Source organism: Streptomyces prunicolor NBRC 13075 (assembly GCF_000367365.1).
GTDB classification, from domain to species: domain Bacteria; phylum Actinomycetota; class Actinomycetes; order Streptomycetales; family Streptomycetaceae; genus Streptomyces; species Streptomyces prunicolor.
Genome location: NZ_BARF01000064.1, coordinates 104,311 through 118,139, shown reverse-complemented (window position 1 = coordinate 118,139; position 13,829 = coordinate 104,311). Strand labels below are relative to the sequence as shown.

The 13,829-nt window shown below is 70.5% G+C and carries 17 protein-coding genes; 4 read left to right on the top strand and 13 right to left on the bottom strand.

Going from position 1 to position 13,829, the window contains the following annotated elements:
* The first annotated feature begins 181 nt into the window (after positions 1-181).
* Complete coding sequence (locus tag SPR02S_RS29140; RefSeq protein WP_019060556.1) at positions 182-2,005, top strand: DUF8508 domain-containing protein; 1,824 nt, start codon at positions 182-184, stop codon at positions 2,003-2,005.
* Between the two features lie 63 nt (positions 2,006-2,068).
* On the opposite strand, the gene SPR02S_RS29135 is transcribed toward SPR02S_RS29140, so the two are convergent.
* Complete coding sequence (locus SPR02S_RS29135; RefSeq protein ID WP_019060555.1) at positions 2,069-2,794, bottom strand: SRPBCC family protein; 726 nt, start codon at positions 2,792-2,794, stop codon at positions 2,069-2,071.
* Positions 2,795-2,846: 52 nt separating this feature from the next.
* Positions 2,847-3,455, bottom strand: a complete 609-nt coding sequence (locus SPR02S_RS29130) for an ArsR/SmtB family transcription factor (RefSeq protein ID WP_019060554.1) — start codon at positions 3,453-3,455, stop codon at positions 2,847-2,849.
* Between the two features lie 168 nt (positions 3,456-3,623).
* Between SPR02S_RS29130 and SPR02S_RS29125 the strand changes: the two genes are divergently transcribed.
* Positions 3,624-3,863 carry a hypothetical protein gene (locus tag SPR02S_RS29125; RefSeq protein ID WP_019060553.1) on the top strand — a complete coding sequence of 80 codons (240 nt, stop codon included), beginning with the start codon at positions 3,624-3,626 and terminating at the stop codon, positions 3,861-3,863.
* Here the strand turns inward: SPR02S_RS29125 and SPR02S_RS29120 are convergent, their stop codons facing one another.
* The 3 genes from SPR02S_RS29120 to SPR02S_RS65760 all read right to left on the bottom strand — a co-directional run bounded on the left by SPR02S_RS29120 (position 3,864) and on the right by SPR02S_RS65760 (position 5,484).
* Complete coding sequence (locus SPR02S_RS29120; RefSeq protein WP_019060552.1) at positions 3,864-4,571, bottom strand: antibiotic biosynthesis monooxygenase; 708 nt, start codon at positions 4,569-4,571, stop codon at positions 3,864-3,866.
* Between the two features lie 80 nt (positions 4,572-4,651).
* Positions 4,652-5,359 (bottom strand): hypothetical protein, encoded by a 708-nt coding sequence (locus tag SPR02S_RS29115; protein ID WP_019060551.1) that lies wholly within the window; start codon positions 5,357-5,359, stop codon positions 4,652-4,654.
* Positions 5,356-5,484, bottom strand: a complete 129-nt coding sequence (locus SPR02S_RS65760) for a hypothetical protein (protein WP_019060550.1) — start codon at positions 5,482-5,484, stop codon at positions 5,356-5,358. The genes SPR02S_RS29115 and SPR02S_RS65760 overlap by 4 nt, the downstream gene beginning before the upstream one ends.
* Before the next feature lie 155 nt (positions 5,485-5,639).
* Between SPR02S_RS65760 and SPR02S_RS29105 the strand changes: the two genes are divergently transcribed.
* Positions 5,640-5,882 (top strand): hypothetical protein, encoded by a 243-nt coding sequence (locus tag SPR02S_RS29105; protein WP_020684224.1) that lies wholly within the window; start codon positions 5,640-5,642, stop codon positions 5,880-5,882.
* Positions 5,883-5,914: 32 nt separating this feature from the next.
* Here the strand turns inward: SPR02S_RS29105 and SPR02S_RS29100 are convergent, their stop codons facing one another.
* Both SPR02S_RS29100 and lipB read right to left on the bottom strand, forming a co-directional pair.
* Positions 5,915-6,520, bottom strand: coding sequence for a hypothetical protein (locus tag SPR02S_RS29100; protein ID WP_019060548.1), 606 nt, complete (start codon positions 6,518-6,520; stop codon positions 5,915-5,917).
* Positions 6,517-7,224: a lipoyl(octanoyl) transferase LipB gene (lipB, locus tag SPR02S_RS29095; RefSeq protein ID WP_245607634.1), complete on the bottom strand. Its 708-nt coding sequence runs from the start codon at positions 7,222-7,224 to the stop codon at positions 6,517-6,519. Before lipB ends, SPR02S_RS29100 begins: the two co-directional genes overlap by 4 nt.
* A gap of 114 nt (positions 7,225-7,338) precedes the next feature.
* Here lipB and dapA point away from each other — a divergent pair, with 114 nt between their 5' ends.
* A complete protein-coding gene (gene dapA / locus SPR02S_RS29090) occupies positions 7,339-8,244 on the top strand; it encodes a 4-hydroxy-tetrahydrodipicolinate synthase (RefSeq protein ID WP_052347068.1) in 906 nt (301 codons plus the stop codon).
* Positions 8,245-8,275: 31 nt separating this feature from the next.
* On the opposite strand, the gene SPR02S_RS29085 is transcribed toward dapA, so the two are convergent.
* From SPR02S_RS29085 to SPR02S_RS29060, 6 genes are all read right to left on the bottom strand, one after another.
* Positions 8,276-9,511 carry a hypothetical protein gene (locus SPR02S_RS29085; RefSeq protein WP_019060545.1) on the bottom strand — a complete coding sequence of 412 codons (1,236 nt, stop codon included), beginning with the start codon at positions 9,509-9,511 and terminating at the stop codon, positions 8,276-8,278.
* A complete protein-coding gene (locus tag SPR02S_RS29080) occupies positions 9,508-10,065 on the bottom strand; it encodes a SigE family RNA polymerase sigma factor (protein WP_026150948.1) in 558 nt (185 codons plus the stop codon). Before SPR02S_RS29080 ends, SPR02S_RS29085 begins: the two co-directional genes overlap by 4 nt.
* A 194-nt stretch (positions 10,066-10,259) precedes the next feature.
* Entirely contained in the window at positions 10,260-11,249 is a 990-nt protein-coding gene (dapD, locus tag SPR02S_RS29075; RefSeq protein WP_019060543.1) for a 2,3,4,5-tetrahydropyridine-2,6-dicarboxylate N-succinyltransferase, read from the bottom strand.
* Positions 11,250-11,396: 147 nt separating this feature from the next.
* Positions 11,397-12,392 carry a CU044_5270 family protein gene (locus tag SPR02S_RS29070; protein ID WP_019060542.1) on the bottom strand — a complete coding sequence of 332 codons (996 nt, stop codon included), beginning with the start codon at positions 12,390-12,392 and terminating at the stop codon, positions 11,397-11,399.
* Between the two features lie 2 nt (positions 12,393-12,394).
* On the bottom strand, positions 12,395-13,000 hold the full coding sequence (locus tag SPR02S_RS29065) for an RNA polymerase sigma factor (protein ID WP_019060541.1): 606 nt from the start codon (positions 12,998-13,000) through the stop codon (positions 12,395-12,397).
* A 252-nt stretch (positions 13,001-13,252) separates the two neighbouring features.
* On the bottom strand, positions 13,253-13,792 hold the full coding sequence (locus SPR02S_RS29060) for a TetR/AcrR family transcriptional regulator (protein WP_019060540.1): 540 nt from the start codon (positions 13,790-13,792) through the stop codon (positions 13,253-13,255).
* Between the last annotated feature and the right edge of the window lie 37 nt (positions 13,793-13,829).

Below are 13,829 nucleotides of genomic sequence, written 5' to 3'. Positions count from 1 at the left end.
AACTGGGCGGCCTCGCAATGAGATTGACGCGCGTAGAAATGTCATGGACACCCATTCCAGGTAAGTTCTACGCGCGTCGCCACCGCCCCACCGGTTCGCGGCTCCCACCGCCGTATCACCTGTTGTCACCTGTTCCATCACCCTCGTCCCGGCACTCATGCATGTCCCCGGAGGGATCCCGTTGCCGAGCAAGTCCTCCGCGCGTCTCGCCGCGCTGACCGTCGCCGCCGTCTGTTCCGTGGCGTCCACGATCGTCCTCACCTCGCCCGCGCACGCCGACAGCGTGCGCATCCATGACATCCAGGGCACGACCCGGGTGTCCCCGTACGCCGGCCAGAAGGTCGCGGACGTACCGGGCATCGTCACGGGCGTCCGTACGTACGGCTCGTCGAAGGGGTTCTGGTTCCAGGACGCGACCCCGGACGACAACCCGGCCACGAGCGAGGGCGTCTTCGTCTTCACCAGCTCCACGCCGAAGGTCGCCGTCGGCGACTCGGTCACCGTCTCCGGCACGGTCTCCGAGTACGTGCCGGGCGGTGCCGCCACGGGCAACCAGTCGCTGACCGAGATCACCAAGCCGACGGTCACCGTCGTCTCCAGCGGCAACGCCGTTCCGGCCGCCACGGTGATCAGCGACCGGTCCGTGCCGAGCACGTACACCGCGGTCGGCGACACCGCCGCGAGCGGTTCGATCAACGCGCTGGCGCTCCAGCCGAAGAAGTACGCCCTGGACTACTACGAGTCCCTCGAGGGCATGAACGTCCAGGTCTCCGACGCGCGCGTGGTCACCGCGACCGACCCGTACGCGGAGCTGTGGGTCACGGTGAAGCCGCACGAGAACGCCACCAAGCGCGGTGGCACGATCTACGGCTCCTACGACTCGCAGAACGGCGGGCGCCTGCAGATCCAGTCCCTGGGCGCGACGGCGGACTTCCCGGTCGTCAACGTCGGCGACAAGCTGACCGGCACCACGGCCGGCCCGCTGGACTTCAACCAGTACGGCGGCTACACCCTCGTCGCGAACGAGATCGGCGCCGTGAAGAGCGCGGGCCTCAAGCGCGAGACGACGAAGAAGCAGTCGAAGAGCCAGCTCGCGGTGGCGACGTACAACGTCGAGAACCTCGACCCGTCGGACGGCACCTTCGCCGCGCACGCCGCCGCGATCGTCAACAACCTGCAGTCCCCCGACATCGTGTCCCTGGAGGAGATCCAGGACAACAACGGTGCGACGGACGACGGCACGGTCGACGCGAGCGTCACGGTCAACAAGCTGATCGACGCGATCGTCGCGGCGGGCGGCCCGAAGTACGACTGGCGTTCGATCGACCCGGTCAACGACCAGGACGGCGGCGAGCCCGGCGGCAACATCCGCCAGGTGTTCCTGTTCAACCCGGAGCGGGTCTCCTTCACCGACCGCGCGGGCGGCGACTCGACGACCGCCGTCGGTGTCACCAAGGTGCACGGCAAGGCCCAACTCACCGCCTCCCCCGGCCGGATCGACCCGGCCAACGCGGCCTGGAGCGCGAGCCGCAAGCCGCTCGCGGGCGAGTTCGTCTTCAAGGGCAAGACGGTCTTCGTGATCGCCAACCACCTGATCTCCAAGGGTGGCGACCAGCCCCTGACCGCGCAGTACCAGCCGGTCACCCGCAGCTCGGAGACCCAGCGGCACGCGCAGGCGACGGCGGTCAACGCCTTCGTCAACGAGATCCTCGCCGCGCAGAAGAACGCGGACGTGATCACGCTCGGCGACATGAACGACTTCGAGTTCTCCGACACCGCGAAGATCCTCGAAGGCGACGGCGAACTGTACTCGGCGATCAAGTCCCTGCCGAAGAACGAGCGTTACACGTACGACTACCAGGGCAACCAGCAGGTCCTGGACCAGATCCTGATCAGTCCGTCGATCCGCAAGGACTGCTTCGAGTACGACAGCGTCCACATCAACTCGGAGTTCAACGACCAGATCAGCGACCACGACCCGCAGGTGCTGCGCTTCCAGCCGTAGCACCTGCGGGGCCCACGGGGGCACGGGGGGTGGTTGGACGGGGTCTCGCCGACTTGCACCAGGTCAGGCGAAGGCCCCGTCCAGCCAGTTCCGCCAGGCGAGTTCGTTCGTCTTGGCGTCGGCGTCCGGGGCGAAGTCGTGGACGCTGATGCCGACCGGGGCGCCCCAGTGGTTGCGCCCGAAGAAGCGGATCAACGCGCTGTCGGTGCGCAGTCCGATGAAGTACGGGTCGCGGAAGTCGAGTACGGCGTCCAGGAGTTGGCCTTCGGGCCCGCGGGCCCGGACCCGTGCTCCCTCGGCGGTGTCGTCCGCGAGGCCGAGCGCCCGGCCGACAACTCCGAAGGCGTCGGCGGCGGTTGAGGCATCGGGGCCGTCGAAGGTCGCGAACGCGACCGGGCGGCCCGCGAAGTGGGTGACGTACTCCCGCAGGGTGTGCAGATAGAACGCGTTGTGCTTGCGCGCGCCGTCGTACTGGTTGTCCCAGTCGTCGGTGAAGATCCCGCTGTGCACGTACCGCACCCAGGCCCGCCGACCGTCGTCACGGGGTTCGATGGTCTCGTCGATCTGGTTGAGACTCTGGGTGGGGAAGCCGACGTCCTCACTGAGGGCGGTGAGCCGGTGCGGCGGATCGAAGTTCGTGAGCGTGGACCCGAAGGGCCCGGTGCGCTTCTCCCCGTCGAACTCCATCGGCCACAGCCACCCGCCCGTACCGGACGTGATGGCGTCCCACACCTCCCCCGGCGTGGCGTCGACCTCAAACTCGTAGACGATCTCGAATTCCTTGGACATGACTGGCTCCTGAGTGCTACGGGGTTCTACTGGCTCTATTGGTTCTGCCGGTCTACTGGTCCAGTTCTGGGGTGGGTGGCGTCTTGAGCGTGGGGTGGACGGCCACGACGATCCGATGGTCGCGCCCCTCCTCCGCGTCACCCGCGTCGTACTTGCGGATGAGGGCGCTCACCCCGGCGGTCAGCTCCTGGATGAACGCGGCCCGGTCGGCGGCGGAGGCGAAGCGCACCTCGCCGTCCAGCGCGTAGGTGGCCAGCCGCTGGTGGGCCTTGGTCGCGCCGGTGATCAGCGAACCGACGTCCCGCACCAGCCGGGCGCCGAGCGCCAGCAGCCAGCGTGCGGAGAGCTGGTCGCGGAACCGGTCCGGGTCCGGCTGTACGGCGGCGAGCGCGAGCGGCGAGATGACGTACGACGCGGCGGTCGCCCGCATCATCCGCTCGGTGACATTGCCCTTGCGCCGCTCGCCGTCCAGCTCGACCAGGCCGTGCCGCTCCAGCGCCTTGAGGTGGTAGTTCACCTTCTGCCGGGGCAGTCCGACCTTGCCGGCCAGCATGGTGGCCGACGCGGGTCCACCCGCCAGCTCGGCGAGCAGCCGGGCCCTTATGGGGTCCAGCGAGACGGCTGCGGCCTCGGGGTCCTCGATCACGGTGACGTCCAGCATGCGTCCACCGTCTCACCGAACACTTTTTTTGTCCAGGGGGGTGAGATTGTCGGTGGGGGGGGTGCCGGGGCGAGCTGTCGGGGGGAGTTGCCGGGGGGCCATTCTTGGCGGGTCCCGCTCCGCGGGGGGGCGACGCCACGACGCCACATCGACCAGGGGGACCCACTGATGAGCGCCGACCCCTCGGCCCGACCGCTCGCTCCCGCCCCGGCGCCGACCGAGAGCGAGCGGATCGCCAAGGAGAAGCGGCGACTCGGCATGATCAGGGAGTACTGGAACCAGCTCTGCGGCATCGTTCACGTCTGGCGCGAGAACGACGGTTACGACATCGCCCGGTGGCAGCAGGCGACGTACCTGGACGCGAGCGCCGAGGCCGAGCACCACCGGTACCGCGCCGAAGCCCCGTGATCAGTCGGGGACGAGCCCGAGGGCGTGGTCGTAGCGGCTGACCGTCGTGCTCTTCAACCCCGGCCAGGTCTGGACGCGTTGCCACAGCGCGGTGGCGGAGCCGATGCCGTCGCCGGGGGCCGCGAGGGCCTCGATGTGGGACTGGGCGCTGTCCCACTCGGCGTAGTTGAGGACGCGGGTGCCGTCGGTGGAGAGGTGGAAGTGGGCGGAGATGCCGCCGGGGTGCGGCGCGGGTTCGTTCTCCAGGGCCTCGAACACGGCGTCCACCCAGGCGCGTTGGCGGTCGGGGTCGGGGCCCTCGAACTCGATGTCCACGATCACGATGCAGCCGGGGACACGGCCACCCCGGTCCGCCGGGCCGCCGCTGCGGTAGTGCCGGTAGCGGCCGAGGCCGAGCCGCTCGATGCCCGGTACGGCGGTGTCGATCTCGTCGACGCGCTCCTGGCGGCGGGTCTTGACGAAGGCCTCGTACGCCGGCTCGCTCGTCCACTGCGAGTAGTGCAGCAGGGTGGAGGCGTCGTGGCCGGAGTACACGTGGTAGCCGAGGAGGTTGTCGGCGGGCCAGGGGCGGCGCTCCCAGGCACCGGCGATCGCCTCGACGGACTGCCGTTGGCGCAGCGGTGTTCCCACGCGCCAGGTGCTGAAGAAGGGGGCGCCGACGCGAGGGTCGGCGAGGTCGGGGTGGGAGTCGGTTCGGCGGGTGGTCATGCGGGCCTCCGGTGCTCGGTACGGGTGTGTGCACCGACCAGCCTTCAACCTCGACCAAAGTTGAGGTCAAGGCCCGCTCCCTACTGCTCCGCCCCGCCCCCTTCCAACCGCGCCAACCGGCTCTGGAACCAGTCGAGCCGGGCCTGCAACAGGGCGGCCTCCGCGACGAGTTCGGGCACACCGAGCCCTTCGGGAAGCCCGGGGTCGACGGTCGCCGCCGGGTCTCCTGAATCTCCCGATTCTCCTGGGTCGCCGCTCCCGGCCACCACCCGCAGCCCGTCCCCGGCCAGCCGGGCGAACGTGGCGAGCGAGACGGACGTACGGCCGCGGACACAGCCCGCGCACGCGGCGGCCAGGGCGCGCCAACCGGGCCTGCCCCAACCGGCGTCGGCGAGCGCGACGGCTCGCGCGCCGCAGGCGCAGGGGCCGACGGTGGCGGCGCGGACGCGCTGGCGGGCGTAGCGGAAGCCGAGTTCGAAACGGATGTAGGTGCCGAGGACGGTGATGTCGAGGAGGACCGCCGCGCGGTGCTCGGCGACGCACAACAGGGCTTCCGCGGTTGCCCGTTCGTGCACACAGTGGAAGCCGCAGTCGCAGCGCCGCGCGGGCGAACGGTGGCGGCGGCCGTAGACGCAGGACGCGTCGGCCACGACTCCGTACGGCAGCGCGCCGCCCAGCGACACACCGGTGAACCCGGCCCGGGTGCCGTCCTGGGACAGCACCGGGTGGGCGATCTTGAATCCGGTCGGCGGCTCCGTCGGACGTTCCTCGGGGAGCCGCAGCCTCATCGGGCGGCCGGAACCTCTTCGGGCGCCTTCAATTCCTTGATCTCCTCGGGGAGTTCGAGTTCTTCGTCGTGGATCTGCGGCCGCTCTTCGGCGACTCCGGTGGCCAGTGCCTTGCCGAGCTTCATGACGCCTCCCGTGACCAGGGGTCGATCAACTTCCCACGTCTGTGACCTTCCTGGCCATGGTGACCCATGAAGGGGCCAATTGGACATAGGGCCTTGACCCCGGGACGGGGGCGTCGGTAAGCGTGATCGTGGTCGCCCACGGGCATCGTGCCCCTGTGCACACGTTCGGGGTCATCATCATCTCGGTGGTCGGTCTGTTCGTCTGGCTGCTCGCGGCGCTGCTCCTCGGCATCGCCCGGACCTACTGGAACGCACGCTGGACGCGCGCGGCACACGTCGTGGCGTCCGCGGTGATCCTGGGGGCGCTGGCGTTCGGGATCTCCCGCCTCGTCCTCGCCATTCCGGACGACGGCTGCGGATCCTCCCCCGCCCAGAAGACGAGTTGCTCCCTGGGCTAGGGCCTGTCCAGTGGATCAGGTCGCAGGGCCGGTCAGTACGGGCCGCCCCGGAAGTACACGCTGCGTTGACGGCGCGGGCGGTCGCCGCGTTCGTGGGAGGCGTCGGACCGGTCGGCGGGGGCGCTGCGTTCGGCCAGGTCCAGGAGCGTCTTCAGGCCGGTCAGGATCTCGCCTCGGTGCTCGGCGGTCTTCATCCAGGCCGGGAGCCGCGCGAACATCGCCAGGGTCGGCGACAGCCTGCCGCGCTCGCGCAACCGCGCGCCCACGTACGCCGAGAGGGCGTCGGTGTGTTCCTCGTTGTAGGCCCACAGGATGTGGCCGACGCAGCGGGTCTGGAGCCAGAGCGGTCGCCGGAAGAAGGGGTCCTCGGTGCCGCCCGGCTCGGCGCCGACCAGGGCGTTGTCCCGCATGTCGGCCTCCCGGTCGGCGACGGCCCCGCACTCGGCGCACGCCAACCGGCGTGGCTGGTACAGCAGTTCCATGGCGTACCGGGGCACGGGCACACCGGGGCGCGGGACCACGAGGGCGCGGCCCCCGCAGCGGGAGCAGACCACGAGCACACGGTCGGTGAAACGGGCCAGCGGGACTCCGTCGTCGTAGTGGCGGGCGGGATCCTCCCTGTCGCCGCGCCCCGTCACGCCGCCCCCACCGCCTTCGCCACCGCGTCCCTGACCTCCGCCTCCGAGGGGGCCAACCGGCCCTGGAACGCAGCGAGTTCGGCGAGGGAGGTCATCGTCACACCGGGCAGGCCGCAAGCCGTGAAACGGGTGAACTCCGCAAGGTCCGACGTGATGTTGAGGGCGAAGCCGTGGCTCGTCACGCCGCCCCGATGGGGGCCCCTCCCGCTCGAGCGAAGCCGAGAGTGGGGGAGCATGCCGATCGAGGCGAGCTTCTCCCCGGCCGGGGTCCAGACGCCGACCAGGGACTGGGCGCCGGGCGGGGTGTCCCGTCGTAGCGTCTCGAAACCGAGGGTGGCGCAGGCGTCGATCAGGGCGTTCTCGACCTGGCGCACGATGTCGCCGGGGCCGCGCTCGCGGAGGTTGAGGACCAGGTAGCCGATCAGCTGGCCGGGGCCGTGGTAGGTGGCCTGGCCGCCGCGGTCGACGGGGATCAGGGGGATCGGGGAGTCGGTGGGGAGTTCGGCGGGCAGGGTGCGGGCGCTGTAGGTGATGACGGGCGGGTGGGTGAGCAGGGCGAGGCGGTCCGGGATCTCGCCGGCGCGGCGCTGCCCGACCCAGCGGGTCATCCGCTCGACGGCCTCCTCGTACGGGACCTCGCCGAGGTCGATCCGCTCGATGTCACCCATGCCCATGTGGCCCGCGTCCATGTGGCCTGTATCCATGTGACCCGCGTCCATGTGGCCTGTGCCCGCGTCACCCATTGCGCAGCATTCCTTATCGGTACCTGGCAGAAGAATTAAGTAGTGCTTCACTGTCGTTCTGCCGAGACTACTCCTATGACACACACGGCCCCCTCCGCCCCACCCCCTTTCGGCCGCGCCCTGTGCGCGATGATCACCCCCTTCACGGAGGCAGGGGAACTCGACCTCCCCGGTGCTCAACTCCTCGCCGCGCGGCTGGTGTCGGAGGGCTGTGACGGGCTCGTGTTGTCCGGGACTACCGGTGAGTCGCCGACCACGACGGACGCGGAGAAGTCGGCGCTGATCACGGCCGTCCGCGAGGCCGTCGGCGATCGGGTACCGCTCGTCTCCGGCGTGGGCACCTTCGACACCCGGCACACCGTGGAACTCGCCCGGCAGGCCGAAAAGGCGGGCGCGGACGGGGTGTTGGTGGTCTCGCCGTACTACAGCCGACCCCCGCAGGACGCCCTGGAGGCACATTTCCGCGAGGTAGCCGACGCCTCGGGACTGCCCCTCGTGCTCTACGACATCCCGGGCCGCACCGGCACCCGTATCGAACCGGAGACGATGATCCGGCTCGCCGAGCACCCCAGGATCGTCGCGGTCAAGGACTGTTCCTACGACTTCCTGGGCGTCCAAAAGGTCTTGGGCAGAACGGAGTTGGCGTATTACGCGGGCTGCGACGAGCACATCCTCGCGCTGTACGCGGTGGGCGGGGCGGGTTATGTGAGTACCGTCGCGAACGTGGTCCCGGCTCAACTCCGGGCGATCCTGGACGCGTTCGAGGCGGGCGACACCCCCGTGTCCGCCCGCCTCCAACAACGTGCCACGCCGCTCATCGAGTTGCTGATGGCGGCGGGACTGCCCGGCACCGTGACGGTCAAGGCGCTGCTCAACTCGCTGGGCCTGCCCGGGGGTTCGGTCCGGGCCCCGCTGCGGCCCGCCGGCCGGGATACGGTCGACGGGCTGCGGGCGGCGTACGAGGAGTTCATCGCCGTATGACCGGACCGGGCGCCAAGTCGGCGCTGTTCGGTCAGCGTTGGGCGAAGACGGGCTTCCACCGTCCGGCGCTGACGTCCGTGCTGCCTCCCAGGAAGCCGCTCAGCGGTACTTCTTTGTCGCTGCCGATGGTGACCAGCACGAGCCGCGCGTGGAACTCGCTCTTGCCCGCCCCGGAATCCCCCTTCCCGATGTCCCAGGCGACGAGCGACTTGTCGTCGGCCCAGGCGAGCAGCTCCTGCCCGTGGATCTCGGTCTTCTCGCCGGTGGCGGAGTCGATGACGTACGACGAGGTGGTCCACGCCTCCCCCGCGAAGTCACCGGCGACGTGCTTGCCGTCGGGGGACAGTCCCGCGTCGATGTACGAGACCAGGTACTTGTCGCCGTTCTGCGGCGCGGGGACCTCGGCGCCGGTGAAATCGTAGAACAGCTTGTTGACTTCCTCGGAGGGGACGCCGGCCCAGACGTATCTGTCGTCGGAGGTGAAGGCGAAGTCCTGGCGGTTGTTGATGAGGGTGTTCAGGCCGTCCGCCCGCTGGCCGCCGACCGCGACCCCGCCCCAGGTGCTCTTGCCGGAGGCTACGTCGAAGACGTAGAAACCGGTGCGGCTCGACGGCTTTTCGGGCTCCCCGACATTGGGGTCCGCCGGTTGGAAGTTCGCGTCGGGGTTGTAGGTGTAGGTCGTGGCGACCAGTTTCCGGCCGTCGGCCGAGAACGACAGCCCACCGGCCTTGTGACCGACCGGCATCCACCGCTTCACCTCGCCGGTGGCCAGGTCGAGCAGGCCGATCCGGGAGGCGGGCAGGGTGCGCTCCAGGACGGCGGCGGTCTTCATGCCCGGGGCGACGGCGACGAACGACCACTTGGGGGCCTTCACATAGGTGCCGCTCTTGCGGTCGAACAGCCAGTAGGTGCGCTCGGTGACCTTTTCCGTGGCCGACTTCTTGACCGTGGTCGGGATGTAGTAGGCGGCAAGTGCCGTGCTCCCGGCGGCGATCAGCTCGCGCGGCGGCGACTGGTCCGGGTGGGCGCTCGTCCTGTCCCGGCCCACCACACCCGACGGACGGACGTCACTCTTCCCCGAGTCGAGCAGCGGCACGCCCACCGCGACGGCGGCCACGGCGACCGCGGCGGCGACGACGGTCACGAGCCTTCGGGTACGGCGGCGCCGGCGGACGGCCAGCACCCAGTCGGCGAACCCCGGTCCCGCCGGGGGCTGTTCGGCGGCCTGCTCGCGCAACGTGTCGCGCAGGAGATCGTCGACGTTCACGGGCGCACCTCCACGGGCGAGTGGTCACGGGACGACCGGAATTCGGCGTCGGCCGGGCCCAGGGCGGCCAACTCCGGTGCGAGGACGCGCAGTCGGGCGAGGGAGCGGTGGGTGGTGGACCGTACGGTGCCGACGGAACAGCCCAGCAGCCGGGCCACGTCGGCCTCCGGCAGGTCCTCGAAGTAGCGCAGCACGAGGACGGTGCGCTGGTGGGCGGTGAGCCGGGACAGCGCCTCGCGCATCACGACGCGCAGCTCGGCGGCGGACGAGGCGTCCGTGTCCGCGCGGGTCTCCGGCGGTTCGGCGACGGTCAGTTCGCGTCTTCGCCACTTCAGCCGCCACCGGCTGACCTGCTGCCGGTAGAGGATCTGCCGTACATACGCCTCGGGTTCGTCGATCCGCTCCCACCGCCCGGCCGCCTTGGCCAGCGCGTTCTGCAGCAGATCCTCACCGGCGTACCGGTCTCCCCCGCTGAGCAGCACGGCGGTCCTCAGCAGCGCCGACGACCTGTTGTCCACGAAGTCCCGGAAACCTTCCAGCCCTTCGGCATCCATCGTCACCTTCACTCACTTCCCCGACGGCACACGATGCCCCGCCCCTGTGATCCTTGGGACGCGTGGGGACAGCTTCCGCTATGCCTGTGGGCGCGAGAAAGTTCGGCGCGCGAAAATTCCGTCCGCCTCGGCCCGACACAGGTGAGCGCCCCTCCGGCGAACGGAAGGGCGCTCCATCACACATACGACGCCGGTCAGTTGTGGCTGTGCAGGATCTCGTTCAGGCCGCCCCAGACCGCGTTGTTCGGGCGGGCCTCGACCGTGCCGGTGACCGAGTTGCGGCGGAAGAGGATGTTGGAGGCGCCGGAGAGTTCGCGGGCCTTGACGATCTGGCCGTCGGGCATCGTGACGCGGGTGCCGGCGGTGACGTAGAGGCCGGCCTCGACGACGCACTCGTCGCCCAGCGCGATGCCTACGCCCGCCTCGGCGCCGACCAGGCAGCGCTCGCCGATGGTGATGCGGACGTTGCCGCCGCCGGACAGCGTGCCCATCGTGGACGCGCCGCCGCCGATGTCCGAGCCGTCGCCGACCACGACGCCGGCGGAGATCCGGCCCTCGACCATCGACGTGCCGAGCGTGCCGGCGTTGAAGTTGACGAAGCCCTCGTGCATGACCGTCGTGCCCTCGGCGAGGTGCGCGCCGAGGCGGACCCGGTCGGCGTCGGCGATGCGGACGCCCTTGGGGGCCACGTAGTCCGTCATGCGCGGGAACTTGTCGATGGACGTCACCTGGAGGTGCAGGCCCTCGGCGCGCGCGTTCAGCCGCACCTTCTCGACGTCGTCCACGGCGACCGGGCCGAGCGAGGTCCAGGCGACGTTGGCGAGGAAGCCGAACATGCCGTCCAGGCTCTGGCCGTGCGGCTTGACCAGCCGGTGCGAGAGGAGGTGCAGGCGCAGGTACACGTCGTGCGCGTCGAGCGGCTTGTCGTCGAGGGAGGCGATGACCGTGCGGACCGCGATGACCTCGACGCCCCGGCGGACGTCCGGGCCGATCGCCTTGGCCGCACCCGCGCCGAGCAGCTCCACGGCACGCTCGGCGGACAGCCGCTCCGTACCGGCGGGCCCGGGTTCGGCGGACAGTTCGGGCGCGGGGAACCAGGTGTCGAGTACGGTCCCGTCGGCGGCGAGAGTGGCGAGCCCGGCGGCAACGGCGCCGGTGGTGCGAGCTGCGGTCGTGTCGGTCATGAGGGAAACCTAACCTGGCGGGGGCGGCGGGGACCAACTCGTCCGCGGGGCGTCTCAGGGAACGACACGCCCGTACGCCTCTCGGCGGTGTCACGGGCGGCCCGCACTCCCCTCGTGGTGCGGGCCGCCCGTGCTCGGGGTGCCGGGTCAGCCGCGTTCGCCGGCCTTGTCCACCACCGCCCGCGCGGCGATCGCGTTGCCGCCGACGACCTTGCCGTCCTGCACCATCCGCATGCCGACGATCCGATAGGTCTGCGGGTCGAGCAGCCACTGGTCCGCCATGGACTCCCCGGACTTGGGGTTGTCCTCCCTGGCGTAGCTCAGAGCGATCACCCGGCGCCCCGAGGCGTCCTTCACCAGGTGGTCGGCGACCGTCCCGCCGGGCAGGGTCGCGAGGGCGCGGTAGAGCGAGGCCAGCCCCTTGGACGGCATCACGTCGGCGGTCAGCAGGACACTGATCTCCGTGTAGTCCGACTCGGCCTGGGTCGCCCCCTGGCCATCGGCGATGGCGTTCTTCTCACGGAGGAACGTGAGGGTCTGCCGGCCACCGGCGGGCAGCGCGTCCAGCACCCGGTACAGCTCGCGCGGCGAGCGGTCGTCGCCCTCACCGCCGTTCTCCAGGTGCATCTTGGTGATGGAGAGCTTGGACTTCTGTCCCTTGGGGACCGGATTCCGGGAGGCCATCGCGCTGCCGTCGTACCGGATCCAACTCGGTTGCTCGATCGCCGACTTGCCCAGCACCCTCACGAGCCCCGGATCGGGCGACTCCGACATCTGCAGGGTGTAGATCCACTGATCGGCCCTCGGTACGGCGGAGTCCGGCTCCTTCTCGACCAACTCGGCCGCCCGCTCCAGGAGTTGGGCCGCACGGATCCCCTTCAGGCTCACGTTCGGCGTGCTCGCGGGCTCCACCTTCCGGCTGCCGGGGGCGGTCCCGCTCAGCAGCACGGTGACAGTGACGGCCACCGCGGTCACCGCCGCCACCACTGCGACGATCACGAACTCCCGCCGCCGCCACAGCACTTGGTGCCGCCCTCCGGCCCGCGCCGTCTCGGTCAGTCGCGTACGCCCCGCCGCGAGCCGTCCCCGGTCGGGCGCCGGCGCTCCGGCACGCAGCTCACGCACCTGCGTCATCTCGTCCATCGCTACGCCACCTCCGCCGCGTCGTTCACGAATGCGGGATCGGCGCCCAGTGCCGAACGCACCTTGCGCCGCGCCCTGTTGAGCCGGGAACGGACGGTGCCGACCGGGATGTCCAGCGCCTCGGCGACCTCCTGATACGTGAGGTCGGCCCAGGCGACGAGCAGCAGCACGTTCCGGTCGCCCGCCGAGAGCGCGGCGAGGGCACCGGCGAGCGGGCCCTGCGCGGCGATCCTGCTGTCGGTGTCCTCGACCCAGGAGTCACCCCAGGACGCGGCGACAGGGTCACTCCCGGTGCGGGCCAGCGCCTTGAGCGCCCGCACTTCGGTACGGCGCTGCTTGCCGATGAGGTTGCCCGCTATGCCGTACAGCCAGGGGCGCGCGTTGGCCCGCGTCAGGTCGTAGCGCGAGCGGATACGGAACGCCGCGAGGAAGGTGTCGGCGGTGATGTCATCGGCCGCGCCGTCGCCCAACCGCCGCGCCGCGTACCGGTGAATGTCCGACGCGTACCGGTCGTAGAGCAGGGCGAACAACTCCGGCTGCTCCAACGACCGGGCGACGACCTCCGCGTCGTTGCCGTCCCGCGCCGCACCCGGCGGTGGTCCACTCACAAGGCTTCCCCCGATTCATCAGTACCGACAGTGCCGAAGAGCGCGGGCAGTGCCGGATGCCGTCGTGTCGCCTGCTGTTACCCGGTGGGGGCCGGAGAGTTCACGGGGCCGGAGAGTTCACGGGGCCGGAGAGTTCACGGGGCCGGAGAGTTCATGGGGCCGGGGAGTTCATGGGGCCGGGGAGTTCATGGGGCCGGAGAGTTCATGAGAAGTGCGGGAATGTTCTTCAGTCCTCCGCGGGCCCTCGCCTGGTCATCGCGGGATCACCCGCCCCAATACCTCCCGCGCATACCCCTCGTCGTACACCGCGTCCGTCAGCAGCACCTGCAGACAGATCCCGTCGATCAGCGCGACCAGCGCCCGCGCGGTCACCGGGTCCGTCCGCCGGGCCAGTTGGTCGGCGAGGTCGCGGGCCCACTCGTCGGCGACGGGGCGCAGCGCGGGGCGGCGCAGGGCGGCCAGGTACAGCTCGTACTCCAACTCGACGCCCGTACGGTCACCCGCGAGCCACTCCCCCATCCAGCCGGCCAGTTCCTCGGCCAGGTCGGTGCGCGGGTCCTCAAGACCACCCCGCGAGGCGATCACCTTGGCGAAGGCCTCGTTGGCCTGGCGCAGGGCGGCGACCATCAGCTCGTCGAGGGTCGTGAAGTGGTACGTCGTCGAGCCGAGCGGAACATCGGCCTCGGCGGCGACGGAGCGGTGGCTGAGGCCGGCGATGCCCTTCGCCCCGACCACCCGGATCGCCGCGTCGATGATCCGCTGCCGCCGCTCGGGATCGTAACGCCGGGCCATCAGCGAGTACCTCCCTTGACCATCAGCGCGCGCCTCC

Excerpts from the sequence above, each read along its gene's own strand:
- SPR02S_RS29070 (WP_019060542.1), bottom strand. The coding sequence starts at position 12,392 with ATGGACGAGATGACGCAGGTGCGTGAGCTGCGTGCCGGAGCGCCGGCG.
- SPR02S_RS65760 (WP_019060550.1), bottom strand. The coding sequence starts at position 5,484 with ATGAAGCTCGGCAAGGCACTGGCCACCGGAGTCGCCGAAGAGCGGCCG.
- SPR02S_RS29125 (WP_019060553.1), top strand. The coding sequence starts at position 3,624 with ATGAGCGCCGACCCCTCGGCCCGACCGCTCGCTCCCGCCCCGGCGCCG.
- SPR02S_RS29115 (WP_019060551.1), bottom strand. The coding sequence starts at position 5,359 with ATGAGGCTGCGGCTCCCCGAGGAACGTCCGACGGAGCCGCCGACCGGA.
- SPR02S_RS29130 (WP_019060554.1), bottom strand. The coding sequence starts at position 3,455 with ATGCTGGACGTCACCGTGATCGAGGACCCCGAGGCCGCAGCCGTCTCG.
- SPR02S_RS29120 (WP_019060552.1), bottom strand. The coding sequence starts at position 4,571 with ATGACCACCCGCCGAACCGACTCCCACCCCGACCTCGCCGACCCTCGC.
- SPR02S_RS29080 (WP_026150948.1), bottom strand. The coding sequence starts at position 10,065 with ATGGATGCCGAAGGGCTGGAAGGTTTCCGGGACTTCGTGGACAACAGG.
- dapD (WP_019060543.1), bottom strand. The coding sequence starts at position 11,249 with ATGACCGACACGACCGCAGCTCGCACCACCGGCGCCGTTGCCGCCGGG.
- dapA (WP_052347068.1), top strand. The coding sequence starts at position 7,339 with ATGACACACACGGCCCCCTCCGCCCCACCCCCTTTCGGCCGCGCCCTG.
- lipB (WP_245607634.1), bottom strand. The coding sequence starts at position 7,224 with ATGGATACAGGCCACATGGACGCGGGCCACATGGGCATGGGTGACATC.
- SPR02S_RS29135 (WP_019060555.1), bottom strand. The coding sequence starts at position 2,794 with ATGTCCAAGGAATTCGAGATCGTCTACGAGTTTGAGGTCGACGCCACG.
- SPR02S_RS29060 (WP_019060540.1), bottom strand. The coding sequence starts at position 13,792 with ATGGCCCGGCGTTACGATCCCGAGCGGCGGCAGCGGATCATCGACGCG.